The sequence below is a fragment of the Streptomyces sp. NPDC041108 genome, assembly GCF_055592645.1.
On record NZ_JBVIYK010000001.1, the window covers coordinates 373,840 to 397,290 of the forward strand.

The window sequence follows — 23,451 nt, forward strand, 5'->3', positions numbered from 1 at the left end:
CTCCGATCAGAACGGGTACCAGCGGACCGTCTCGTCCCCGTCGCGCAGCGAGGCGACACGGCGTTCGAACTCCGCCAGCGCCCCGGGGCTGCTCGGCGCGTGCTGGGCGACCCAGGCGCAGCTGGCCGTCTCACGGGCGCCCCGCAGCACGGAGCAGCCCTCCCACTCCCGCACGTCCCAGCCATAGGTGGCGGTGAAGGCGTCGTAGTCCCGCGCCGGCAGGCCGTAGCGGTCGTGGGAGAGGGCCATGACGACCAGGTCGTGCTCGCGCAGGTCGCCGGAGAAGGTCTCCAGGTCGACGAGGACCGGGCCGTCCGGGCCGACGTGCACGTTGCGGGGGAGGGCGTCACCGTGGATCGGGCCCGGGGGCAGCCGCGGGGTGAGGGCGGCCGCGGCCGCCGCGAACCCGTCCCGGCGCTCACGGAGATACGCCGCGTCCGCCGGGTCGATCGCGTCCCCGGCCAGGCGCAGCCAGCGCTCCACACCACCCAGCAGTTCCCGGCGGGGCAGGGCGAAGGGCGGGGCGGGCAGGGCGTGGACCAGCCGTAGCAGTTCGGCCACATCACGGGGGCCGGCCGGGCGTACGGGGTCGGGCAGGCGGTGCCACACCGTCACCGGGTGCCCCTCGACGAGCAGGGCCTGCGCCGAGGCGGCCCGCACGGCCGGGAGGCCCGCCTCGGCGAGCCAGGCCGCGACGACCAGTTCATGGCGGGCCCGGTCCAGGAGTTCGGCGTCGCGGCCCACCCTGACCACCAGGTCACCGGCGGCGAACACCGCGTTCTCGCCCAGCGCGAGCAGCCGCGCCTCCCCGGCCGCACCGGGCAGTACACCGGCCGCGTCCAGGACGTCCCGCGCCCCTGCCTCGTCCATCCATCGCCTCCGTGTCCGTACGGCCGGCGCTCCCCTCGGGGGTGCCGGGTTCACGCCAATCGAAGCCAGTCTCGCATTCGCACAGGTCGGAGCCTGTGGGCGCTGCCCTGACGCTCTGTCACGCCCTCAGGGAGCGGAACGTCTTCGGCCCGGCCGAGGGCTCTGCGCCCGGTGCGCAGCCGCAGCAGGCCCCAGCCCTGGGCGAGGAACGCCCGGTTCAGGCCGGACTGCTGCTGGTCGTGCAGGTCCCCGGGCCCCTTGGAAGGCCGGCTCCCACGCACCCGCACTCGGCAGCGCATCCCGGAAATGAATTTGCACGATACGTCTCGTCTCGCGTACGGTCGGACGCATGACCTTCCACATCGCCATGTTCTCCATCGCCGCCCACGGTCACGTGAACCCCAGCCTCGAAGTGATCCGCGAGCTGGTGGCCCGGGGGCACCGGGTCACGTACGCGATCCCGCCGGCCTTCGCGGAGAAGGTGGCCGAGACCGGCGCCGAGCCGAAGCTCTGGCGATCGACCCTGCCCGGACCCGACGCGGATCCCGAGGCATGGGGGACCACGCTGCTCGACAACGTGGAGCCCTTCCTGGACGACGCGATCCAGGCCCTGCCGCAGCTCACCGAGGCGTACGAGGGTGACGAGCCCGACCTCGTGCTGCACGACATCGCCTCCTATCCGGCACGGGTGCTCGCCCACCGCTGGGGCGTCAAGGCGATCTCCCTCTCCCCGAACCTGGTCGCCTGGACCGGCTACGAGGAGGAGGTCGCGGAGCCCATGTGGGCCGAACCGAAGAAGACGGCACGCGGCCGGGCGTACTACGCCCGGTTCCAGGCGTGGCTGGAGGAGAACGGGATCACCGAGCACCCCGACCCCTTCGTCGGCCGGCCCGCCCGCTCCCTGGTCCTCATCCCGAAGGCGCTCCAGCCGAACGCCGACCGGGTCGACGAGAGCCGGCACACCTTCGTCGGCGCCTGCCAGGGCGATCGCGCGGCACAGGGCCACTGGGTGCGACCGGAGGGTGCGGAGAAGGTGCTGCTCGTCTCGCTCGGGTCCGCCTTCACCAAGCAGCCGGACTTCTACCGCGCGTGCGTACGGGCCTTCGGCGACCTGCCCGGCTGGCACATGGTGCTCCAGGTCGGCAGGCATGTCACCGCGGCCGAGCTGGGCGAGGTCCCGGCCGGCGTGGAGGTGCGGGACTGGGTGCCGCAGCTCGCGATCCTCAGGCAGGCCGACGCGTTCGTCACCCACGCGGGCGCCGGCGGCAGTCAGGAGGGGCTCGCCACCGCCACGCCCATGGTCGCCGTGCCGCAGGCCGCCGACCAGTTCGGCAACGCCGACATGCTCCAGTCGCTCGGCGTGGCCCGTCATCTCCCCAGGGAGGAGGCGACGGCCGATGCCCTGCGCGAGGCGGTGCTCGCCCTGGTCGACGACCCCGAGGTGGCCCGCCGCCTCGACGAGGTGCGGCGGGGGATGGCGGAGGAGGGTGGCACCCGGCAGGCCGCCGACCTCATCGAGGCGGAGCTGGAGGGCGCGTCCCGGCGGCGCGAACAAGTGGCGGATAGCGGGGCAAGCCATCAGGTTCCGCGTTTACCGTGAAGTCCCGGCACATTTTAGGTAACGGTCCGGTCATTTCATAACGTTGGGGTAACGCCCGCCCTGCGAGACGAACGCATCGACTCTGTTGCCGGGTTGGACCGTTACCCCCTGCGAAAGGTTGTGGTCGGCACTTCTTGTTCCTCGGGTGAACCGAACTCAAGCTGGGTGTGAATTCATTTCGAACGCCAGGAAGTTGACCCATGCGCCGAGACATACCCGACCTCGCGGAAGTGCGCCGCGTCACGCAGAAGAAGCGCGACGCCTGGTGGACCGTGCTGCTCGTCGACCCGGTCGCCACCCCGCTGGTGCGGCTGACCGCGAAGTACACGAGGATCACACCCAACCAGTTGACCTGGGGTGCCTTCGTGCTGGGTCTGGTCTCCGCGGCCTTCTTCGCCCTCGGCGACTGGCGCTGGCTCATCGCCGGCGCCGTCGTCTACCACCTGAGCTTCATCCTCGACTGCATGGACGGCAAGGTCGCCCGGCTCACCGGCCAGGGTTCCGTGTTCGGCGCCTGGCTCGACTTCGTCTTCGACCGTGTCCGCGTCGCCGCGTGCTCGGTGGCCCTGATGGCCGGCCAGTACCACCGCACGGGCGACACCTTCTACATCTGGCTCGCCGCCGCCGTCATCGGCTGCGACGCCCTGCGCTACATCAACTCCCTGGAGACCTTCAAGGTCCGCCACACCATGCGCAAGCAGATCAAGGCCCGGCTCCGCGAGGCCCGCCGCGCCGAGAACGAGCGGGACCTGGCCTTCATGGAGGACCTGCTGCGCGAGAACCCCGAGGCCGACATCGAGCAGGACCTGCGCACGGCCGCCGCCGAGGTCACCCAGGCCGCGCCGCGGACCCAGGTCGTCGACCTGCACCAGGAGTTCCGCCGCCGCTTCCCCGCCTATCTGCGCGTCCGGTCCTTCCTGCTGCGCCACCGTGTCCGCCCCCACCTGGTCAGCGGCATCGAGTTCCAGATGGGCGTCTTCATGATCGGCCCGTTCGTCGACTCCGTGCTGACGGCGACCATCGTCTCCGGCGCCCTGCTGCTCGTCTTCGAACTCGCCATCGTCTACAAACTGCTGCTCTCGACCCGCGACTTCACCCGCACCCTCGACTCCTTCGACCGGGGAGACGTGCGCGAGGACGTGGCCCAGGCCGCCTGAGCCGGCGGACGCGCGTGTGGGCCGGGGGGGCGGTGACACCCCCCGGCCCACACGCACGTCCGGAAACCGGTCAGACCCGTACCCGCGTGTCCCGCCCGGCCGGCAGCGGCTCAGGGCCCGGCTCCGGCGACTCGTCGTGGGTGAGGTCCGGCAGCCGGTTCAGCCACGTCGGCAGGTACCAGTTGCGCTCGCCCAGCAGGGCCATCACCGCCGGGAGCAGCACGCCCCGGATGATCGTCGCGTCGATGAGGACGGCGGCCGCCAGGCCCACGCCCATCTGCTTCATCGACTGCATGGACAGCGTCCCGAAGATCGCGAACACGGCGACCATGATGACGGCGGCACTGGTCACGACCCCCGCCGTGGTGACCACACCGTGCCGGATCGCCTCCTTCGTCGTACGGCCCCGCAGCCGGGCCTCACGGATCCGCGAGACCACGAACACGTGGTAGTCCATCGACAGCCCGAACAGGATCACGAAGAGGAACAGCGGCAGCCAGGTGATGATGGCGCCGACCCCCTCCGCGCCCACCAGCGAGGCACCCCAGCCGTGCTGGAAGACCGCGACGAGGATGCCGTACGCGGCGCCCACCGACAGCAGGTTCAGCACGATCGACGTGACCGCGATCGTCAGCGAGCGGAACGACAGGAGCATCAGCAGGAAGGCGAAGACCACGACGAAGGCGAAGACCGGGACGACCGCTCCGGTCAGCTGGTCGTTGAAGTCCTTGTTGCCCGCGACCTGCCCGGTGATCGGCGCCTGGACTCCGTCGACCTTGCCGAGCGTGGCGGGCCGTACCTCGTCGCGCAGCCTGTCCAGGCTCGCGCCCGCCCTGTCCTGGTCGGAGCCGCCCACCAGCGGCACGTACACGAACGCCACGTTCTGCGCGTCGTGGACCTTGATCTCCACCGGGCCGCGGGAGGCGCCCGAGGCGACGGCCTCCGCCTTGAAGTCGGCCAGCGCCGCCCGCACCTCGGGGGCGTTGATGTCCTTCGCCTTCACCACCACCTCGGCCGGCTCGGAACCGCCCGGGAAGGCCTCGTTGACCCGGTTGTAGGTCTGCACGATCGGCAGCGAGTCGCCGAACTCCTGGTCCAGCGTGAGGTTCTGCGTCTTCATCCCGACCGCGGGAGCGGCCACGGCGAGCAGCGCGCCGGTCGCGACCACCAGCGACAGCGCCGGCCTGGCGAGGACGACCCGCAGCACGGCGTTCCAGAAGCGGCTCTCCGCACCGGCCCCGGAGCGGCCGTTCTTCCGCCGCTTGTCCGGGTGCAGGAACGGGATGCGGCCCTTCTCGACCCGCCCGCCCAGCAGCGACAGCAGCGCCGGCAGCACGGTGACCGAACCGACCATCGCCACGGCGACGACCATCAGGGACGCCAGGCCCATCGCCTCGAACTCGGCGAGTCCGGTGAACAGCATGCCCGCCATCGCCACGCACACCGTGACACCGGAGACGATGATCGCGCGGCCACTGGTCGCGGCGGCCACCCGCAGCGCGGTCTGCGCGTCCCGGCCCGCCGCACGCTCCTCGCGCTCGCGGCGCAGATAGAACAGGCAGTAGTCGACGCCGACGGCCAGACCGACCAGCAGCATCACGGAGTTGGCGGTGTCGCTCATCGGGATCACATGGCTGACGATCGCCATCAGCCCCATCGTCGCCATGATCGCGGTGACGGCCAGCGCCACCGGCAGCAGGGCCGCGACGACGGCGCCGAACGCGATCAGCAGGATGCCGAGCGCCACCGGCACGGCCGAGTACTCGGCCTTCTGGAAGTCGTCCCCGAAGGCGTCGTCGAACGTCTTCATCATGGAGGCGCCGCCGATCTCCTCGATCCGCAGCGTCCCGTGCTCCTTCTGGACGTCCTCGACGGCCTTCAGCACCGGCTCGATCCGCTCACCGGCGGTGTCCGACGCGCCGCGCACGTCGAACTGCACCAGCGCGCTGCGGCCGTCCTGCGAGATCGTCCCCGCGGCGTACGGCGAGGTCACGTCCATGACCTTCCCGGTGTCGCCGACGGCCTTCATCACGTCGTCCACGGCGGCCCGGAACGCGGGGTCCGTGGCCCCGGTGCCGTCGTCCTTCGCCTGGATCAGGACGCTCTCACCGGCGGGCTCCTCGATCCCCGCCTCCTCGACGATGTGGGCCGCCGTGCTGGTCTCCCCCTTGAGCTGGTCGCTGTCCTTGACCTCGACCGAGCCCATCGCCGAGCCGATCCCCATCGTCAGCACGACGAACAGCACCCAGATCCCGACGGCCGCCCATCGGTGCCGGGCGCTCCAGCCGCCGGCGCGGGCGGCGATCCCCCGCACCCGTACGTCTCCGTTCCCCATGACGGGCCAGCCCCCTCGGTGACGATGGCGGCCCCCTGCCGCCACCTTTCGTCTCGAAGGTATGCCCCGGATAAAGCCATCTCGTCGTGCTGTCCGGTGAACCCCGGCGCCTGGGAGTCCTCCCCCCGGACCGCACCCTCTCCCCACCAGGGAGGACAGTGGCCCCCTACACCTATCCCGCCCTCTCGGGGCCGCCCCCAGGGTGTACTGGCCCCGACCTGCCTATCGTGGCCCCATGACGACGTACGCGGCGCTCCTGCGCGGGATCAATGTGGGCGGCAACAAGAAGGTCCCGATGGCCGACCTGCGCACCCTCCTGACCGGCCTCGGCCACACCGGTGTGGCCACCTACCTCCAGAGCGGCAACGCGGTCTTCACCAGTGACCACGGCGACGAGGACTCCCTCGCCGCCGAACTCACGACCGCCCTCGCAGGGCACTTCGGCTTCACCGTCGACGTCCTGGTGCGCGACCACGCCTACCTGGAGGCCGTCCGTGAGGCGTGCCCGTTCCCGGCGGCGGAGCTGGAGGGCAAGCAGCTCCACGTCACGTACTTCTCGGAGAACGTGGAGGCGACCCGCTTCGAGGGCGTCGACCCCCAGGACTTCCTTCCCGAGGAGTTCAGGATCGGCGACCGCGCGCTCTACCTCTACGCCCCCGCGGGCCTGGGCCGCTCCAAGCTCGCGGAGACCCTGGCCAAGCCCCGCTTCCAGAAGGGACTGATCGCCACCACCCGCAACTGGAACACGGTGGCGAAACTGGCGGAGCTGACCGGGGCGGGCTGACTGTCGCGTTTGTTCAAGAGGACCGGGCGCGCGGTCCCTAGCGTGGGCCGCATGGAGAGCCACGACAGCACCACGCACCCGCACCACCCGTACATGCGCGAATGCGCCGCCGAGGCGGCCCGGGTCGCCCGGGGCGTCACGGCGGACCGACTGGCCGCGCCCACCCACTGCGGCGACTGGGACGTCCGCGCCCTGGTCAACCACTGGGTCCTGTACACCTCGCACGGACTCGAACACCGCGCCCTGCGCAAGCCCCTCCCCGAGGAACTGACACAGCGCGACTTCACCACCGCACCCGACTGGGCCGACGCCTACGCGGCCCAGCTGGACCGCGCGGTCACGGCCTGGGCCGACCCGGCGCTGTGGGAGGGCGACATCGACCTCGGCATGGGCCCGCTGCCCGCCGCCGACCTCGCCGGCATGATCATCAAGGAGATGGCCGTCCACGGCTGGGACGTCGCGACCGCCACCGGTCAGTCCTTCCGGGTCTCGGACGACACCGCCCGTTTCGTCCTCGGCGTCGTGGAGACCCACGGCGACCTCTACCGCCGCTACGACGGCTTCGCCGACCCGGTCCCGGTACCGGCCGACGCGCCCGTGTTCGACCGGGCGCTGGCGTCGAGCGGCAGGAACCCCGCACCGGGCGCCTGACGACGCCGGGCGCGGCGGCGGGACGGACTCAGGCCGCGGCGAGCTGCCACTGCCCGAGGGCGGCGGTGTAGCGGCGCAGCAGCAGCGCGGCCAGCTCGGGGGAGGGGCCGAGCACCTCGGCCAGGACGTCCGCGCCCGCGCCGGCCGCGCCGGCCGCGATCCGGTCCGGCAGCCGTCCGGGGGCGATGACGTACGGAGCCACGGCCACCCGCTCGCAGCCCAGTCGCCGCAGTTCGCGTACGGCGTCCTCGGTGCGGGGCAGGGACGCGGAGGCGAACGCGGGTCGCACGGCGCACCAACCGGTGTGCCACCACTCCCGCGCGATGTCGGCGATCACCGCGATCGCCTCCGGGTCGGAGGACCCCGCCGAGGCCAGGACGACCCCGGTCGAGGACTTGTCGGCGGGGCTGAGCCCCGCCTCGTACAGCCGGCGTTCGAGCGCCGACAGCAGCAGGGGCGAGGGGCCCAGTACGTCCGCCCGGCGGACGCGCAGGCCCGGCGGAGCCTGCCGCAGCACCGCCGGGATGTCCGCCTTGGCGTGGAAGGCGCGGGTCAGGAGCAGGGGCAGGGCCACCACGTCCCGGACGCCCTCGGCCGCCAGCGACTCCAGCACTCCCGGGACCGAGGGGGTGTCGAAGTCGAGGAAGCCGGTCTCCACGCGCAGCCCGGGGCGCATCGCCCGCACCCGCCGTACGAGGGCGTGCACGGTCGCGGCGTGCCGCGGGTCGCGGCTGCCGTGGGCGACGACGAGGAGAACCGGCGTGCCGGACATGGCGGTCAGCTCTTGACCAGCAGGCCGCGGCTGCGCAGCACCCACCGCTCCAGCGGACTGAACAGCAGCAGGTCGATGGCGATACCGACGATCAGGATCAGGAAGATCGCGAGGAACACCTGCGGCATGCTGCTGTTGGTGCGGCCCGCCTCCAGCATCTGCCCGAGGCCCGAACCGATGTCGGGTGCCTTGGCGATGATCTCGGCGGCCATCAGCGAGCGCCAGGAGAACGCCCAGCCCTGCTTCAGGCCGGCCACATAGCCGGGCAGCGCCGCCGGCATCACGATGTGCCAGGTGCCCTTCAGCCCCGTCGCGCCCAGGGTGCGGCCGGCCCGCAGGAACAGCGGCGGCACCTGGTCGATGCCGGACACCAGACCGTTGGCGATCGACGGGACCGCGCCGAGCAGGATCACCGTGTACATCACCGACGGCTCCAGCCCCAGCCAGACCACCGCGGCCGGCACCCACGCCACCGACGGCAGCGACTGCAGACCGGACAGGATCGGGCCGATCGCCGCGCGGACGACCCGGACGCGGGCCACCAGCAGCCCCAGCGGGGTGCCGATCGCCAGCGCGGCCAGGAAGCCGAGCAGACCGCGGGAGACGCTGGTCCAGATCGAGTCCAGGAGCGTCCCCTGCAACCAGGCCTGCCGTACCTCGTCCCACACGGCGGAGGGCGCGGGCAGCTTGTAGGCCGGCGCGACCTCCGCCAGCACCAGGAGCTGCCAGACCGCCAGCACCAGGGCGATCGCGATGACCGGGGGCAACACCTTCTGGACGAGCACCTGGCGCAGCGGCGGGCGCCCGGTCTGCACCGAGTCCAGCGCGTCGAGGCCCGCCTCCAGCCCGGCGAGATCGTCCGCGTCCTCGGCGGGTCCGGGGCCGCTCTTGGTCTCAGTGCTGGCCATGGCGGCGGATCTCCCTACGCAGTTCTTCGGTGATCTCGACGGACAGCTCCGCCACGGCGGTGTCCTCGATACGGCGCGGCTGCGGGATGCCCACGGTCCACTCGCGGGCCACCCGGCCGGGGCGCGAGGACAGCAGGACGACCCGCTCGGCCAGCCGTACCGCCTCGCGCACGTTGTGCGTCACGAACAGCACCGACACCTGTGTCTCGCGCCAGATCCGGGTCAGCTCGTCGTGGAGCACGTCCCGGGTGATGGCGTCGAGCGCGGCGAACGGCTCGTCCATCAGCAGCAGCTTGCTCTCCTGGGCCAGGGCGCGGGCCAGGGCCACGCGCTGGCGCATACCGCCGGACAGCTCGTGCACGCGCTTGCCGTACGCGCCCTTCAGCCGGACCAGACCGAGCAGGTCCTCGGTCCGCTCGCGCCGTTCGTTCTTCGGAACTCCCCGCAGTTTCAGGGCGAGTTCGATGTTCTTGCCCGCGGTGAGCCACGGGAACAGGGCGTGCTCCTGGAACATCAGAGCCGGACGCCCGTCGGTCGTGATGCTGCCCGCGGTCGGGGCGTCGAGACCCGCGACCAGGTTGAGCAGCGTCGACTTGCCGCAGCCCGAGGCCCCCAGGAGGGTGACGAACTCGCCGGGGGCGACATCGAGCGTGATGTCGTCCAGCACGAGCTGCTGCCCGGCCGGTCCGGAGAAGGACTTCGATACGTGCTCGATACGGGCGGCGTGCTCGGCCGCCTGGACGCCGTCGGCGGCCTTGGCGAGTGCGGTGGCCATGGTCGTCACCTCCTGGGAACTCATCGGACTTCGCGGTTACTTGACGCCGAGACCGGCGTCGCTGACCTCGTCGTCGCCCTCGGCCTTGAGGACCTTGTTGAGCAGCGTCAGGTCATAGATCCCGTCGAGCTTCGGGTTCTCCAGCAGACCGGCCTTGACCGCGTGGTCGGCCTCGGTCTGCAGGGTGGACGCCAGCGGGTCGTTGATGAACTGGATGGACTTCCACGCCGGGTCGAGCACGTCGGCCGGCAGCTCCTTGCCGGAGTCGGCCTTGAGCTGGGCGTTCGCCGCGGCCTTGGCCTCGTCGGCGTTGGAGCCGATGAACGCGTTGGTCTTGACCGAGCCGCGCAGCACGGCCTCCACCACGTCCGGGTGCTCCTTCAGGAACTCCTGGCGCACGATGATGTTCGTGATCACGAACTTCTTGTCCGGCCACAGGTCGGCCTCGTCCAGCAGCACCTTCCCACCCTCGGCGACCAGCTTGGACGCGGTCGGCTCCGGCACCCACGCGCCGTCGACGGCACCGGACTTGTAGGCGTCCGGGGTGACGGAGTTCTCCGTGCGGACCACGGACACATCGCCCTTGCCGGTGTTCGCGTCGACCTTCCAGCCCTGCTCCGCGATCCAGTTGAGGAACGCCACGTCCTGCGTGTTGCCGAGCTGCGGGGTGGCGATCTTCTTGCCCTTGATGTCCTTCAGGGACTTGATCTTGTCCGGGTTGACGACCAGCTTCACACCGCCGGACGCCGAACCGCCGATGATGCGCAGGTTGGCGCCGTCGGCCTTGGTGTAGCCGTTGATCGCCGGGGACGGGCCGATCCAGCCGATGTCGATGGAGCCGCCGTTGAGGGCCTCGATCTCCGAGGGGCCGGCGTTGAAGGTCGTGTACTTCGCCTTGGTGGCGCCGAGCTCCTTCTGGAAGAAGCCCTTCTGGATACCGACGAGAGCGGTCGCGTGGGTGAGGTTGCCGAAGTAGCCGATGTTGACGGTGTCGAGACCGTCGATCTTCTCGGCGCCGGCGGCGACCTTGTCGGTCTTGGCGTCCGTGGACTCGGAGCCGTAGCCGCAGGCGGCCAGGGCCAGCAGCGGGAGTGCGGTGACGGCCGCGAGGGTGCGGCGGAAAGCGGCGGAGCGGTGTGCAGGCACGGGAGGTGTTCCTCTCGGAGGCCCGGCGGTCACGGTCTCTCAGGTCGTGGCCGGGAGGTCGGGTTTTCGTCTACGGCGGTGGGGGGTGAGGGCGCGCAGGCAGTGCGCGTACGTCAGCGCACACATCGCGCCACCCCGCCCTGTCCACTGCCGAGGGCGCCGCTGCCCACACGGCCGCCCTCCTTCGCGAACGTCGCGTAGAAGTCCTGGGAACTCATGTCAGAAGTCCCACCCGTCGTCCTCGGCCTCGTCCTTGACGGGCTCCGGGGAGGCGAACGACTCGCCGACCATGCCGGCGGTCAGTGTCGTGCCGTCGGAGGGGTCGATCAGGATGAAGGAGCCGGTGCGGCGCGAGTCGGCGTACGAGTCGACCGGCAGGGCCTCCGCCGTACGGATCTTCACCCGGCCGATGTCGTTGGCGACGAGCTGTCCCGGGTGCGGGTGCAGGGACAGGTCGTCGAGCGTCAGCCGGGACGGGATGTCCTTGACGATCGCCTTGACCGTGCGCGTGCCGTGCTTGAGCAGCACCCGGTGGCCCACGGTGAGCGGCTGGTCGGCGACATGGCAGACGGTCGCCTCGATGTCCTGCGTGGTCGCGGGCGCGTCCTTGCTGGGCACGAGCAGATCGCCGCGCGAGATGTCGATGTCGTCCGCCAGCAGCAGCGTCACCGACTGCGGGGTGTACGCGGCCTGGACCGGCTCGCCGAGGAGGTCGATGCCGGTGACCTTCGTCGTACGGCCGGAGGGCAGCACGGTCACCGAGTCGCCGACCCGGAACGTGCCCGCCGCGATCTGGCCCGCGTAGCCCCGGTAGTCGGGGTGCTCGGCGGTCTGCGGACGGATCACGTACTGGACGGGGAGCCGGGCGTGGCAGTGTGCCAGGTCGTGGCTGACCGGCACCGACTCCAGGTGCTCCAGGAACGTCGGGCCGCCGTACCAGTCCATCTCGGCCGACGGCTCCACCACGTTGTCGCCGGCGAGGGCCGAGATCGGGATGGAGGTGATCTCCGGGACACCCAGCTCGGAGGCGTACGCCGTGAACTCCTCGGCGATCGCTGCGAAGACGCGCTCCTCGTAGCCGACGAGGTCCATCTTGTTGACGGCCAGCACCACGTGCGGGACACGCAGCAGCGCGGCGATCGCGGCGTGCCGGCGGGTCTGCTCGACGACTCCGTTGCGGGCGTCGACCAGGATCACCGTCAGCTCGGCGGTGGAGGCGCCGGTGACCATGTTGCGGGTGTACTGCACATGGCCGGGGGTGTCGGCGAGGATGAAGCGGCGGCGCGGGGTGGCGAAGTAGCGGTAGGCCACGTCGATGGTGATGCCCTGCTCCCGCTCGGCCCGCAGGCCGTCGGTGAGCAGCGCGAGGTCCGGGGCATCCTGGCCGCGGCTGGCCGAGACGCGCTCCACGGCCTCCAGCTGGTCGGTGAGGACCGACTTGGAGTCGTGCAGCAGCCGGCCCACGAGGGTGGACTTGCCGTCGTCGACGGAACCGGCGGTCGCGAACCGCAGCAGCGTGGTGGCCGAGAGCTCCTCGGCGGTGATCGTGCTCATGCTTAGAAGTACCCCTCGCGCTTGCGGTCTTCCATCGCGGCCTCGGACATCTTGTCGTCGGCGCGGGTCGCGCCCCGCTCGGTCAGCCGGGAAGCGGCGATCTCGGTGATGACCTGCTCCAGCGTCACCGCGTCGGAGTCGACGGCGCCCGTGCAGGACATGTCCCCGACCGTCCGGTAGCGCACGAGGCGCTTCTCGACGGTCTCCCCGTCCTTGGGGCCACCCCACTCGCCGGCCGTCAGCCACATCCCGGCCCGCTGGAACACCTCGCGCTCGTGGGCGAAGTAGATCTCCGGCAGTTCGATGCCCTCGCGGGCGATGTACTGCCAGACGTCCAGCTCGGTCCAGTTGGAGAGCGGGAAGACGCGGACGTGCTCGCCGGGCGCGTGGCGTCCGTTGTAGAGGTTCCACAGTTCGGGGCGCTGGCGGCGCGGGTCCCACTGCGAGAACTCGTCCCGCAGCGAGAACACCCGCTCCTTGGCGCGCGCCTTCTCCTCGTCCCGGCGTCCACCGCCGAAGACGGCGTCGAACTTCTCCGCCTGGATCCTCTCGGTCAGCGGCACGGTCTGCAGCGGGTTGCGGGTGCCGTCGGGGCGCTCGCGCAGGACGCCGCGGTCGATGTAGTCCTGGACGGAGGCCACGTGCAGCCGCAGCCCGTGTGCCGCGACGGTGCGGTCGCGGTACTCCAGCACCTCCGGGAAGTTGTGCCCGGTGTCGACATGCAGGAGGGAGAAGGGGACCGTCGCGGGGGCGAACGCCTTCAGCGCCAGGTGCAGCATGACGATGGAGTCCTTGCCGCCGGAGAAGAGGATCACCGGCCGTTCGAACTCGCCCGCGACCTCGCGGAAGATATGGACGGCCTCGGACTCCAGCGCGTCCAGGTGGGACAGGGTGTACGGGGTGCCGGTCTCCCCGGAGACGGCGGCGACGGTCGTCGTCATGCCAGACCCCTCTCGGTGAGCAGCTTGTGGACGAGCGCCGCGGACTCCTGGACCGTCTGGTCCTGCGACTCGATGCGCAGGTCCGGGGTCTCGGGAGCCTCGTACGGGTCGTCGACCCCGGTCAGCCCCGAGATCTCCCCGGCCGCCTGCTTGGCGTACAGACCCTTCACATCGCGCTCCGAGCACACCTCGACCGGCGTGGCCACATGCACCTCTACGTACGCGGCACCGCTCGCCGCGTGGCGCTTGCGGACCGCCTCACGGCTGTCGGCGTAGGGCGCGATGACCGGTACGAGCGCCTTGACGCCGTTACGGGCGAGCAGGTCGGCGACAAAGCCGATGCGCTGCACGTTGGTGTGGCGGTCGGCGCGGCTGAAGCCCAGGTCCGCGGTGAGGAACTCGCGGATCTCGTCGCCGTCGAGGACCTCCACGAGGTGGCCGTCCTCGCGCAGGCGGGCCGCCAGCTCATGGGCGATGGTGGTCTTGCCGGCGCTCGGCAGACCCGTGAGCCAGACGGTGGCTCCGGTGGCTCCGGTCGTCACGTGGTTCTCCTGGTTCGTCGCGGGGGCACGGCCCGTCCCGGGGCCGGTGGTCCCGACGGTGTCGGCTGTCTCTGCGGTGTCGGCGGGCTCTGCGGCGCTCACAGGTGCAGCCCGCACTCGGTCTTGGCGTTGCCCGCCCAGCGGCCGGCCCGCGCGTCCTCGCCCGGGGCGACCCGGCGGGTGCAGGGGGCGCAGCCCACGGAGGCGTAGCCGTCCATGAGCAGGGGGTTGGTGAGCACGCCGTGTTCGGCGACGTAGGCGTCCACGTCGTCCTGCGTCCAGCGCGCTATCGGGGAGACCTTGACCTTGCCGCGCTTGTCGTCCCAGCCGACGACCGGGGTGTTCGCCCGGCTCTCGGACTCGTCGCGGCGCAGCCCCGTCGCCCACGCGTCGAACCGGGTCAGACCCTCTTCGAGCGGCTTGACCTTGCGCAGGAAGCAGCACAGGTCGGGGTCGCGGTCGTGCAGCCTCGGCCCGTACTCGGCGTCCTGCTCGGCGACGGTCTGCCGCGGGGTGATCGTGATGACGTTGACGTCCATCACGGCCTCGACGGCGTCCCGGGTGCCGATGGTCTCCGGGAAGTGGTAGCCGGTGTCGAGGAACACGACGTCCACGCCGGGCCTGGCCCGGGAGGCGAGGTGCGCGACCACCGCGTCCTCCATGGAGGACGTCACGCAGAAACGCTTGCCGAAGGTGTCCACGGCCCACTGGAGGATCTCCAGCGCCGAGGCGTCCTCCAGGTCGCGGCCGGCCTGCTCGGCGAGCGCCTTGAGCTCGGCGCGCCTCGCCTCCTCCGGGCCGGCCGGGTCCGGGGAGGAAGCCGATGTGCCGGAATCCGCCTGGACGGCAGTCATATGCGATCCCCTCCGCTGTCGGCTCGCTGAAGTCCCCGGGACAGCAGCCCGAGGAACTTCAACTGGAAGGCTCGATTGCAGGCTCCGCATTCCCACGCGCCGTGTCCGGTCTCGTTGGGGCGCAGGTCCTCGTCACCGCAGTAGGGGCAGTAGAAGGGGGCGGCTCGCTCGCTCACGACAGGGCCTCCTCGTCGGCGCGGGTGACCCACGCGGCGAACCGCTCGCCGTCCTCGCGCTCGTCCTGGAAGCGCTTGAGCACGCGCTCGACGTAGTCGGGGAGTTCGTCGGCCGTGACCTTCAGACCGCGCACCTTGCGGCCGAAACCGGCCTCCAGGCCGAGCGCGCCGCCCAGGTGCACCTGGTAGCCCTCGACCTGCTCGCCCGCGTCGTTCAGAACCAGCTGGCCCTTGAGACCGATGTCCGCCACCTGGATACGCGCGCAGGCGTTCGGGCAGCCGTTGATGTTGATGGTGATCGGCTCGTCGAACTCCGGGATGCGGCGCTCCAGTTCGTCGATCAGCAGCGAGCCGCGCGCCTTGGTCTCGACGATGGCCAGCTTGCAGTACTCGATACCGGTGCACGCCATGGTGCCGCGCCGGAACGGCGACGGGTTCACCGTGAGGTCCAGCGCCTCCAGGCCGGCGACGAGCGAGTCGACCTGCTCCTCGGTGACGTCGAGCACGATCATCTTCTGCTCGACGGTGGTCGCGACCCGGCCGGAGCCGTGCGCCTCGGCGAGGTCGGCGATCTTCGTCAACGTGGTGCCGTCCACGCGGCCGACGCGCGGGGCGAACCCGACGTAGAACCGGCCGTCGTTCTGCGGGTGCACGCCCACGTGGTCGCGCCAGCGGGCCATCGGCTGGTCGGGCGCCGGGCCGTCGACCAGCTTGCGCTTGAGGTACTCGTCCTCCAGGACCTGACGGAACTTCTCCGTGCCCCAGTCGGCGAGCAGGAACTTCAGGCGGGCGCGGGTGCGCAGCCGCCGGTAGCCGTAGTCACGGAAGATCGAGATGACGCCCTCGTACACGTCCGCGACCTCGTCGAGCGGCACCCACGCGCCGAGCCGCTGCCCGATCTTGGGGTTGGTGGAGAGGCCGCCGCCGACCCACAGGTCGAAGCCGGGGCCGTGCTCGGGGTGGCGGACGCCGACGAACGCGATGTCGTTGATCTCGTGCGCCACGTCGAGCAGCGGCGAGCCGGAGATCGCGGACTTGAACTTGCGGGGCAGGTTGGAGAAGTCCGGGTTGCCGATGATCCGCCGCTGGATCTCCGCCATCGCGGGCGTGCCGTCGATGATCTCGTCCGCGGCGATCCCCGCGACGGGTGAGCCGATGATCACACGCGGGGTGTCACCGCAGGCCTCGGTGGTGGACAGGCCCACGGCCTCCAGCCGCTCCCAGATCTCCGGTACGTCCTCGACGCGGATCCAGTGGTACTGGACGTTCTGCCGGTCGGTGATGTCGGCCGTGCCCCGCGCGAACTCCTGCGAGATCTCGCCGATCACCCTCAGCTGGCGGGTGGTGAGGCGGCCGCCGTCGATCCGCACCCGCAGCATGAAGTACTTGTCGTCCAGCTCCTCCGGCTCCAGGATCGCGGTCTTGCCGCCGTCGATCCCGGGCTTGCGCTGGGTGTAGAGCCCCCACCAGCGCATCCGGCCGCGCAGGTCGTTGGGGTCGATCGAGTCGAAACCGCGCTTGGAGTAGATCGTCTCAATACGCGTCCGCACATTGAGACCGTCGTCGTCCTTCTTGAACTGCTCGTTGCCGTTCAGCGGGGTGAAGTGTCCCGCGGCCCACTGGCCCTCACCACGGTGACGGCTCACCTTGCGGCGGGGCGTGGCGGGGTTCTGCGGGGTGGCGGCCATGGGTGTATGTCCTTCGGGAAAGGCGGGGAGGCGGCTCTGACCTGCGCTTGCGCGCGCATGCGGGCACACGCGGGCAGCGTGTGCGGCGCCTGCGCGTCCTTGCGCCGGCTGAAACAGAGGAGGGTGCGGCGGTGTGGCCCGGGGTCGTCCGACCCCTCGCGGTCGGGCGTCAGCTCACCGGACAGATGGCGCTGGACATGCGGCCGAGGTCGACGTGCCGCCGACTCACCAAGGCAATTCCAGTTCCAGACATGACGGAAGCGTGGCACGGCTCTTTAGACCGAGTCCACCGTTATCCACATGTCGGACAGGGATGTCTCGCATGGCGAGACGGTGTGATGTGGGTCATGGTGTGGGAACGGTCGCGCCGGGCCAGGGGCCCGGAGCCGGGGTGTCCGGCTCCTCGGTCACCTTCGTGTCGAACAGCCGGAAACCCCGCCGCTGGTAGTTCCCCATGGCGTGCTCCCCGTCCAGGGAGCAGGTGTGCAGCCAGACCCGCTTGGTCGGCGGCAGCTCCGGCCAGCGCTCGGCGAGGTCCCAGGCGCGGGCCGTCCCGTACGACAGCAGATGTCCGCCGATGCGCCGGCCCCGGAACGCCGGGACCAGCCCGAAGTACGCGATCTCCACGACCCCGCCGTCCTGCGGTTCCATCTCCACGTACCCGGCGGGCGTGCCCCGGTCGTGGGCGACCCAGGTCTCCACCCCCGGGCGGCCCAGATGCCGCAGCCACCGCTCGTACGACCACGACAGCCGGTCGATCCAGCGGATGTCCCCGCCGACGGAGGCGTACAGGAACCGGCTGAACTCGGGGGAGGGGACCTCGGCACGCACGATGCGGACGTCGTCACCCTCGGGTGCCGCGGCGGGAAGCAGATCGCTGGGCGAGGTCTGCTCCAGGGACCAGGTGGTGACGGGGCTGCTGCTCATGGGCCCAGGGAACCATGGGGCCCGGCCCGCCTCCAAAGGCGGGCCGGGTCGCCGGGGGTGCGGACCGGGCGGCGGGCCGCCCTACTCCAGTGCGCCGTCCACGTCCCGCAGCCGCACCGCGTAGAGCAGGCGCTCCGGGATCGGGTCGGTGAGCGTCCACATCTCGCCCGTCTCCGGCGAGTAGGAGAGGGAGGAGGTGTGCCGTCCCCAGCAGGCGTACGACTCCAGGTCCGCGCCCGAGGTCCCGCTCGACCCGCCCGCCGGGCACTTGGCGGCGTCGGCCCCGCCCTCGTCCTGCCGCCAGAGCGTGCCGTGCGTGCCGCGCTCCTCGGCGGCCTGGTCGACGTACCAGTCCCCCTTGTGGGCGAGGACGCCCTGGACGCCGGTGGCCTCGGTCTCGTACGCCTCGGTGGCGACGGCGTCGCTCCGGCGTCCGCCGGTGGTGAGCAGGCCGGTGCGGTCGCCGGTGATGTCGAGGGCGTAGCGCCAGATTCGGGCGGGTTCCTCACGGCCGGGGCGGAACCGCTCGGTCGCGACGACCGTGGGCGGTGTCGACGTCCGGTCCAGGGAGAGCGAGCCGAGGCAGGGCACCCCGTCGTTGTCGCGCGCGTCGCAGCCGCCCGCCGGGGGGCTGTAGGCGGCGACCGCCGGCAGCGCGTACCGGTAGTGGTGGGCCGACCAGCCCTCGCCCGTCCTGCCGATCGCGTCGCTGTCGGTGACGTCGGCGCGCAGGAAACGGGCCAGGTCGAACACGTACAGGGAGTCGTCCTGCCCGCCGCGGCCGTGCGGGCCCCGCGCGGTGACGATCAGTTTGTCGTCGTACCAGGCCATGCCGCCGAGCCGGGAGCGCAGGCCATCGAAGCCCTGCCCGCCGGAGGTCGGCACGACCAGCAGGACCCATCGGTAGACCAGGTTCGCCGGGTCGCTCGCGTCGACGAAGGCGACCCGGGCGAGCCCCTTCTCGTCGACGGGGGCGGCCGCGGTGCCGCCTCGGCCCGAGCCCGCGCGGTCCGCGTTCGCCGAGCCGCCGCCGGGCGGGACGCTCCGCAGACCCGTGTGCGACCAGCCGGCCGCGATGACCCGGTTGTTCCGGGACGTGGTGACCGAGCGGGGGACCCACTTGGCGTCGACCGCGTCGCCCGCCTCCCAGCAGTACGCCCGCACGGCCGCCGGTTCGACGGGCAGATTGCCCTTCTCGCTGTCGAAACAGTCGCCCTTGCCGCGCATCGCGTGGTTCGCGCTGCGCAGCACCTCGTCGACACCGACCGCCCCGCCCGTCCGGCCGGCCAGGGTGCGCAGCGCGGCGGGGTCGGTCAGGGTCTCCCGCAGCTGGAGCCTGCGCAGCTCACCGGCCGAGGTGATCGAGGACAGGGCGCCCGGCGTGCTGCCGCCCGCCGCCTGCGAGGTGCTGATCAGCGTGGCCGCCGCCGTGAGCGCCAGCGCGGTGCCCGCCAGGGACGCGCGCAGCGCACGTCCCCTTCTGCGTCGTCGGTGCCTGCCACGGTGCTGCATAAAACCTCCCGGGGACGGCCAACTGCCCTCCGTGAAGAAGATCTTGACGGGGAGGCAGGTGGGGCGGCCTGGCAGCGATGCTACGGCAGTGGGACACGTGTCACGCCGAGGTCCCGGGAAATACAGGGAGATCCCTCACTCCGAGGCCATGATCCGTTCACCGGGAGGTGTTGCGGATGTTCGAGCGGGGCTCACACGACCGGCCCTGCCCGCTCGTGGCCCGGGGGCTCCTCGTGGGGGAGGACGCCGAGGGGAACGGTCCCCCGCGACCGCACCACCCCCGGTGCCACCGAATGCGGCAACAGGTCCAACGGAGTCCCGGGCAGCCGGACTTCGACGTCGGCCCGCTCGGTGAAGCGGTACGGGCGGTGGTCGAGGAAGGCGCCGAGGTAACGGCGCACACGGGACATCTCCGCGCGGACGGTGACCGTGCGCGCGGGGTCGCCGAACATGTCGGCGGCGAGGGCTGAGGCGCTGCGGCCGCCGCGGTGCAGGGCGAGGAGGTACAGCAGTTCGGCGTGGCGGGGGGTGAGTTCATGCGTCCAGGAGCCCGCGCAGCCGGCCACCGTGACGCTCCAGCGGCGCGGACGGGAGACGTCGAGGGTGATGTGCGTGGCGGTCGGGACGAGCGCCGGATCGGCGGTGGGGCGTATCAACCAGCCGCCGGGCAGCGGCTCGACGGTGCACGGCCCGAGCGCCGGGAGCCGGCAGCGGCCGGGGGAGAGCGACGTGGGCAGGGCGACGCGGCTGGTGTACGGCATGCCGGTCACCGCCGCCGTCCAGCCGTCCCGGTCGACGGCGACCGCGCGGCCGCCGATGCGGGCCAGCACCGGCGCCGCCACCGCGCGCAGCCGTTCGAGCGAGGTCAGATGCAGGTCCCGCAGCCGGGCCTGGGCGAGTTTGGCGACCGCGTCGACCAGGGCGAGGGTGGAGGGGTGCAGGGTCTCCAGGGGGCCGCTGATGTCCACCACACCGAGCAGCCTGCCGTCCCGCGGGTCCGTGACCGGGGCGCCGGTGCAGGTCCAGGGGTGCAGCGCGCGCACGAAGTGCTCGGCGGAGAAGACCTGTACGGCCCGGCGCGAGACGAGGGGCGTGCCGATGCCGTTCGTGCCGACGGTCTCCTCGCGCCAGTCCGCGCCGATCCCGAGCCCCTGTCCGTCGGCCTTGCGGAGCACGGCCGGACTGCCCTCCCGCCACAGCAACCGGGCGTCGGCGTCCGCGACCATCATGATGTGCTGAGAGGTGCCCGCGAGGGAGAGCAGCCCTTCGCGGAGGACCGGCAGGACGTGACGCAGCGGTGTGGTCCGGCGGCGGCGCTCGATCTCGTCGCGGCCGAGGAGATCGGACCGGAAGTCGTGGTCGGGGTCGACGCCGCTGCGCACCGTACGCCCCCAGGACTCACGGATCGCGGGGCGCGGGGCGGGTTTCGAGGGCCGTCCGTCGAGGGCGTGGGCGCGTACCTCACCGAGGATGCGGGCCGCCCGGGCGGCGTCCGTGGCGGTGAGCCGCGCGACTTCCATCGGCGAGTGCGGCACGCGTTCCTCCCCGGCAGGCCGGTGACTCCCCGGCCCCGGTGGCCTGGAAGCCCGGATCTGCGCGACGGCGTTGACTGCGGGCTTCATAGTCTGCCGCTCTTCGGCCACGGAGGGACGCACTCCGGCCACAGAGCGCGGACGAGTTGCAACCCCCTGCAACCCTGGCGGACCGCCGGGCCCTGCTTGAAACTTGTTCGACGTCGCCCGGTGCGGCGTACGTGCTCCGCTCGTGGGGGCTCTGGTGGCGGGGGTGGTGCCGTGTCGGCGCAGCACCACCCCCGCGTACCACCCGAAAGAGGGGCGCCCGCCGCGGGCGCGGCGTCCCTCGCGGGGCAGCGGCTCAGCCGACCGGACGCGCCCGTTCCACGATCGACGCCAGATCCAGGGTGTGCGGCAGGGTGCCGAACGCCGAGCCCCGGTCACCGCCCAGCCGGGAGGCGCAGAACGCGTCGGCGACCGCCGGGGGCGCGTACCGCACGAGGAGCGCGCCCTGAAGGACGAGGGCGAGCCGCTCCACGAGCCGGCGCGCGCGGGCCTCGACGCCGTCCAGGTCGGCGAGTTCGGTGAGCAGGTCCTTGATCGCTCCGTCGAGCCGGTGGTCGGCGCCCCGGGCCGTGCCCACCTCCCGCAAGTAGGCGTCCAGTGCGCCCGGTTCGCGCTGGAGCGCGCGCAGCACATCCAGGGCCTGCACGTTTCCGGCGCCCTCCCAGACCGAGTTGAGCGGGGACTCGCGCAGCAGCCGGGGCATGCCGGACTCCTCGACATAGCCGTTGCCGCCCAGGCACTCCGCCGCCTCGGCCACGAGCGGGGTGCAGCGCTTGGTCACCCAGTATTTGGCCACCGGCACCGCCAGCCGCATGAACGAACGCTCGTTCTCGTCACCCGCCTCCGCCGCGTCGTACGCCGCGGCCACCCGCATCCCCAGCACCGTCGCCGCCTCCGACTCCAGCGCCAGGTCCGCGAGCACGTTGCGCATCAACGGCTTGTCGATCAACGGCCCGCCGAACGCCTCCCGGTGCGCGCAGTGGTGCACCGCCTGCGCGACCGCCTGCCGCATCAGCGAGGCCGCGCCCAGCGCGCAGTCCAGCCGGGTGGCCGCCACCATCCCGATGATCGTCCGCACCCCCCGCCCCTCGTCCCCGACCCGGCGCGCCCACGTCCCGTCGAACTCGACCTCGGCGGAGGCGTTCGACCGGTTGCCCAGCTTCTCCTTCAGCCGCTGGATACGGAACACGTTCCGCGCCCCGTCGGCCAGCACCCGGGGCACCAGGAAGCACGTCAGCCCTCCCGGAGCCTGCGCCAGCACCAGGAACCCGTCCGACATCGGCGCCGAGCAGAACCACTTGTGGCCGGTCAGCTCGTACGTCCCGTCCTCGGCCAGCGGCCGCGCCGCGGTGGCGTTGGCGCGTACGTCGCTGCCGCCCTGCTTCTCGGTCATGCCCATCCCGAAGAGGGCCCCGGCCTTCTGGCCGGCGGGCCGCATGTCCCAGTCGTAGAGCCGCGACGTCAGCCGCGGCTCCCACTCCGCGGCGAGCGCCGGGTCCGTGCGCAGGGCGGGCACCGCCGCGTGCGTCATCGACAGCGGGCAGCCGTTGCCCGCCTCCACCTGCGTCCAGACGACGAACGCGGCGGCCCGCCGCACATGCCCGCCGGGCCGCGTCCAGGCCGCCGTCAGCCCCGCCGAGACGCCCTTGCCGAGCAGCCGGTGCCACGAAGGGTGGAACTCCACCTCGTCCACCCGGTTCCCGTACCGGTCGTACGCCCGCAGCTTCGGCGGGTTCTCGTTCGCCAGCCGCCCCCACTCCTGCACCTGGGCGGAGCCCGCCGTCCGGCCGAACCCCGACAGCTCCTCGCGCGCCTCGTCCAGCACCTCCGGCGCCAGATGCCGTTCGACCGCCTCCGTGAGCACCTTGTCGGCGGCGAAGACGTCGTAGTCCACCAGGGGCGGAGCCTGATTGGTCACTTCGTGGGTGCTGGATGCCATATCCGGAACCTACCGTTAAGGACTGAGCGGGAGTGAGTCCTGTTGCCAGGTCGCATGCTCGGTCGAACGCCCCGGACGGTGTTGGGTGTTCTGGTGGCCCGCGTTCGCTCCGCATCCAGCGCCGACGGACCGTGTCGGTGGTCCGGGAGTGGGAGGGCGGGTTCCCTCACGCCCGGGAACTCCGGGTCGGGCCTGGACGGTCCGATGCCCCTGCTCATCACTCCGGTGAGCAGGGGGCGGTGCCGTCCGTCGCCGGATCGGGTGTTGCCGGGCGCGCCTTCCGATCGCCACGGCGGCAGCATCGTGGCGAGTGGTGGTGCGGGTTGTCGCGGTAAGGGGCTTTTGCCGGTGCTGGGCGCCCCACCGGCTGGTGTGGGCCGGATCGACGGCGAGCGCGGGTCCGGACGGCCACGCCACCCGGACCGGACGCGACGAACGACGCCGCCGCACTCCTCAGCTCACCCACCCCGTCACCCCCGCCCGGCTCCACCCGAACATCCCGGCGCCATGAGAAACGAGCACGCCCCCCCAAGGTCACGCATTCGATGAAAGAACGCCAGTTCCCCACCAAGCCACCGAGGTGCGCGGCACGACACGGACCAGCAACACTCACTCCCGCTCACCAGAACACCTTGTGAACGCACTCCAGCCACAGCAGCTCCAACCCCTGGCCGTCACCTCGTCACGGCGACGGCCACCGGTGTCCGGCCCGCGGGTGACCGGTGCCGGACCGGGGCGGT

20 protein-coding genes and 2 pseudogenes are annotated in these 23,451 nt (G+C 71.8%); 4 read left to right on the top strand and 18 right to left on the bottom strand.

Annotated features, from left to right (window positions below; all coding sequences use genetic code 11):
- Positions 1-6: 6 nt before the first annotated feature.
- A complete protein-coding gene (locus tag ACZ6BB_RS01550) occupies positions 7-870 on the bottom strand; it encodes a phosphotransferase enzyme family protein (RefSeq protein WP_471613309.1) in 864 nt (287 codons plus the stop codon).
- Between the two features lie 306 nt (positions 871-1,176).
- Here ACZ6BB_RS01550 and mgt point away from each other — a divergent pair.
- Both mgt and ACZ6BB_RS01560 read left to right on the top strand, forming a co-directional pair.
- Positions 1,177-2,470 (top strand): annotated as a pseudogene (gene mgt, locus ACZ6BB_RS01555) (macrolide-inactivating glycosyltransferase).
- Positions 2,471-2,670: 200 nt separating this feature from the next.
- Complete coding sequence (locus ACZ6BB_RS01560; protein ID WP_471613310.1) at positions 2,671-3,627, top strand: CDP-alcohol phosphatidyltransferase family protein; 957 nt, start codon at positions 2,671-2,673, stop codon at positions 3,625-3,627.
- A 70-nt stretch (positions 3,628-3,697) separates the two neighbouring features.
- Here the strand turns inward: ACZ6BB_RS01560 and ACZ6BB_RS01565 are convergent, their stop codons facing one another.
- Positions 3,698-5,962 carry an MMPL family transporter gene (locus ACZ6BB_RS01565; protein ID WP_471613311.1) on the bottom strand — a complete coding sequence of 755 codons (2,265 nt, stop codon included), beginning with the start codon at positions 5,960-5,962 and terminating at the stop codon, positions 3,698-3,700.
- Positions 5,963-6,197: 235 nt separating this feature from the next.
- Between ACZ6BB_RS01565 and ACZ6BB_RS01570 the strand changes: the two genes are divergently transcribed.
- Both ACZ6BB_RS01570 and ACZ6BB_RS01575 read left to right on the top strand, forming a co-directional pair.
- The gene (locus ACZ6BB_RS01570) at positions 6,198-6,746 is read left to right on the top strand and encodes a DUF1697 domain-containing protein (RefSeq protein ID WP_471613312.1); all 549 of its coding nucleotides are present in this window, start codon (positions 6,198-6,200) and stop codon (positions 6,744-6,746) included.
- A 51-nt stretch (positions 6,747-6,797) separates the two neighbouring features.
- Positions 6,798-7,397, top strand: coding sequence for a TIGR03086 family metal-binding protein (locus ACZ6BB_RS01575; protein ID WP_471613313.1), 600 nt, complete (start codon positions 6,798-6,800; stop codon positions 7,395-7,397).
- A 28-nt stretch (positions 7,398-7,425) separates the two neighbouring features.
- On the opposite strand, the gene ACZ6BB_RS01580 is transcribed toward ACZ6BB_RS01575, so the two are convergent.
- From ACZ6BB_RS01580 to ACZ6BB_RS01655, 16 genes and pseudogenes are all read right to left on the bottom strand, one after another.
- Positions 7,426-8,169 carry a sirohydrochlorin chelatase gene (locus ACZ6BB_RS01580; RefSeq protein WP_471613314.1) on the bottom strand — a complete coding sequence of 248 codons (744 nt, stop codon included), beginning with the start codon at positions 8,167-8,169 and terminating at the stop codon, positions 7,426-7,428.
- Positions 8,170-8,174: 5 nt separating this feature from the next.
- A complete protein-coding gene (locus tag ACZ6BB_RS01585; RefSeq protein ID WP_471613315.1) occupies positions 8,175-9,077 on the bottom strand; it encodes an ABC transporter permease in 903 nt (300 codons plus the stop codon).
- A complete protein-coding gene (locus tag ACZ6BB_RS01590; RefSeq protein ID WP_471613316.1) occupies positions 9,064-9,852 on the bottom strand; it encodes an ABC transporter ATP-binding protein in 789 nt (262 codons plus the stop codon). The genes ACZ6BB_RS01585 and ACZ6BB_RS01590 overlap by 14 nt, the downstream gene beginning before the upstream one ends.
- A 36-nt stretch (positions 9,853-9,888) precedes the next feature.
- On the bottom strand, positions 9,889-10,998 hold the full coding sequence (locus ACZ6BB_RS01595; protein WP_471613317.1) for an aliphatic sulfonate ABC transporter substrate-binding protein: 1,110 nt from the start codon (positions 10,996-10,998) through the stop codon (positions 9,889-9,891).
- 219 nt (positions 10,999-11,217) lie between these two features.
- Entirely contained in the window at positions 11,218-12,552 is a 1,335-nt protein-coding gene (locus tag ACZ6BB_RS01600) for a sulfate adenylyltransferase subunit 1 (protein ID WP_471613318.1), read from the bottom strand.
- A gap of 2 nt (positions 12,553-12,554) precedes the next feature.
- Positions 12,555-13,493 (bottom strand): sulfate adenylyltransferase subunit CysD, encoded by a 939-nt coding sequence (gene cysD, locus ACZ6BB_RS01605; RefSeq protein ID WP_471613319.1) that lies wholly within the window; start codon positions 13,491-13,493, stop codon positions 12,555-12,557.
- Positions 13,490-14,137: an adenylyl-sulfate kinase gene (gene cysC / locus ACZ6BB_RS01610; protein WP_471613320.1), complete on the bottom strand. Its 648-nt coding sequence runs from the start codon at positions 14,135-14,137 to the stop codon at positions 13,490-13,492. The genes cysD and cysC overlap by 4 nt, the downstream gene beginning before the upstream one ends.
- Positions 14,134-14,889 carry a phosphoadenylyl-sulfate reductase gene (locus ACZ6BB_RS01615; protein WP_471613321.1) on the bottom strand — a complete coding sequence of 252 codons (756 nt, stop codon included), beginning with the start codon at positions 14,887-14,889 and terminating at the stop codon, positions 14,134-14,136. Before ACZ6BB_RS01615 ends, cysC begins: the two co-directional genes overlap by 4 nt.
- On the bottom strand, positions 14,886-15,065 hold the full coding sequence (locus ACZ6BB_RS01620) for a hypothetical protein (protein ID WP_471613322.1): 180 nt from the start codon (positions 15,063-15,065) through the stop codon (positions 14,886-14,888). Before ACZ6BB_RS01620 ends, ACZ6BB_RS01615 begins: the two co-directional genes overlap by 4 nt.
- Positions 15,062-16,753 carry a nitrite/sulfite reductase gene (locus tag ACZ6BB_RS01625; protein WP_471613323.1) on the bottom strand — a complete coding sequence of 564 codons (1,692 nt, stop codon included), beginning with the start codon at positions 16,751-16,753 and terminating at the stop codon, positions 15,062-15,064. Before ACZ6BB_RS01625 ends, ACZ6BB_RS01620 begins: the two co-directional genes overlap by 4 nt.
- A 169-nt stretch (positions 16,754-16,922) precedes the next feature.
- Entirely contained in the window at positions 16,923-17,006 is an 84-nt protein-coding gene (locus tag ACZ6BB_RS01630; RefSeq protein WP_309474722.1) for a putative leader peptide, read from the bottom strand.
- A 92-nt stretch (positions 17,007-17,098) separates the two neighbouring features.
- On the bottom strand, positions 17,099-17,680 hold the full coding sequence (locus tag ACZ6BB_RS01635; RefSeq protein WP_471613324.1) for a GNAT family N-acetyltransferase: 582 nt from the start codon (positions 17,678-17,680) through the stop codon (positions 17,099-17,101).
- 81 nt (positions 17,681-17,761) lie between these two features.
- On the bottom strand, positions 17,762-19,192 hold the full coding sequence (locus ACZ6BB_RS01640; RefSeq protein ID WP_471613325.1) for a hypothetical protein: 1,431 nt from the start codon (positions 19,190-19,192) through the stop codon (positions 17,762-17,764).
- Positions 19,193-19,383: 191 nt separating this feature from the next.
- Positions 19,384-20,712, bottom strand: a complete 1,329-nt coding sequence (locus ACZ6BB_RS01645) for a helix-turn-helix domain-containing protein (RefSeq protein WP_471614094.1) — start codon at positions 20,710-20,712, stop codon at positions 19,384-19,386.
- A 355-nt stretch (positions 20,713-21,067) separates the two neighbouring features.
- On the bottom strand, positions 21,068-22,711 hold the full coding sequence (locus tag ACZ6BB_RS01650) for an acyl-CoA dehydrogenase family protein (RefSeq protein WP_471613326.1): 1,644 nt from the start codon (positions 22,709-22,711) through the stop codon (positions 21,068-21,070).
- Between the two features lie 15 nt (positions 22,712-22,726).
- Positions 22,727-23,104: pseudogene (locus ACZ6BB_RS01655) on the bottom strand (IS200/IS605 family accessory protein TnpB-related protein); the annotation flags it as partial.
- Between the last annotated feature and the right edge of the window lie 347 nt (positions 23,105-23,451).

Excerpts from the sequence above, each read along its gene's own strand:
- ACZ6BB_RS01550 (WP_471613309.1), bottom strand. The coding sequence starts at position 870 with ATGGACGAGGCAGGGGCGCGGGACGTCCTGGACGCGGCCGGTGTACTG.
- ACZ6BB_RS01560 (WP_471613310.1), top strand. The coding sequence starts at position 2,671 with ATGCGCCGAGACATACCCGACCTCGCGGAAGTGCGCCGCGTCACGCAG.
- ACZ6BB_RS01565 (WP_471613311.1), bottom strand. The coding sequence starts at position 5,962 with ATGGGGAACGGAGACGTACGGGTGCGGGGGATCGCCGCCCGCGCCGGC.
- ACZ6BB_RS01570 (WP_471613312.1), top strand. The coding sequence starts at position 6,198 with ATGACGACGTACGCGGCGCTCCTGCGCGGGATCAATGTGGGCGGCAAC.
- ACZ6BB_RS01575 (WP_471613313.1), top strand. The coding sequence starts at position 6,798 with ATGGAGAGCCACGACAGCACCACGCACCCGCACCACCCGTACATGCGC.
- ACZ6BB_RS01580 (WP_471613314.1), bottom strand. The coding sequence starts at position 8,169 with ATGTCCGGCACGCCGGTTCTCCTCGTCGTCGCCCACGGCAGCCGCGAC.
- ACZ6BB_RS01585 (WP_471613315.1), bottom strand. The coding sequence starts at position 9,077 with ATGGCCAGCACTGAGACCAAGAGCGGCCCCGGACCCGCCGAGGACGCG.
- ACZ6BB_RS01590 (WP_471613316.1), bottom strand. The coding sequence starts at position 9,852 with ATGGCCACCGCACTCGCCAAGGCCGCCGACGGCGTCCAGGCGGCCGAG.
- ACZ6BB_RS01600 (WP_471613318.1), bottom strand. The coding sequence starts at position 12,552 with ATGAGCACGATCACCGCCGAGGAGCTCTCGGCCACCACGCTGCTGCGG.
- cysD (WP_471613319.1), bottom strand. The coding sequence starts at position 13,493 with ATGACGACGACCGTCGCCGCCGTCTCCGGGGAGACCGGCACCCCGTAC.
- ACZ6BB_RS01615 (WP_471613321.1), bottom strand. The coding sequence starts at position 14,889 with ATGACTGCCGTCCAGGCGGATTCCGGCACATCGGCTTCCTCCCCGGAC.
- ACZ6BB_RS01625 (WP_471613323.1), bottom strand. The coding sequence starts at position 16,753 with ATGGCCGCCACCCCGCAGAACCCCGCCACGCCCCGCCGCAAGGTGAGC.
- ACZ6BB_RS01630 (WP_309474722.1), bottom strand. The coding sequence starts at position 17,006 with ATGTCTGGAACTGGAATTGCCTTGGTGAGTCGGCGGCACGTCGACCTC.
- ACZ6BB_RS01635 (WP_471613324.1), bottom strand. The coding sequence starts at position 17,680 with ATGAGCAGCAGCCCCGTCACCACCTGGTCCCTGGAGCAGACCTCGCCC.
- ACZ6BB_RS01640 (WP_471613325.1), bottom strand. The coding sequence starts at position 19,192 with ATGCAGCACCGTGGCAGGCACCGACGACGCAGAAGGGGACGTGCGCTG.
- ACZ6BB_RS01645 (WP_471614094.1), bottom strand. The coding sequence starts at position 20,712 with ATGGAAGTCGCGCGGCTCACCGCCACGGACGCCGCCCGGGCGGCCCGC.
- ACZ6BB_RS01650 (WP_471613326.1), bottom strand. The coding sequence starts at position 22,711 with ATGGCATCCAGCACCCACGAAGTGACCAATCAGGCTCCGCCCCTGGTG.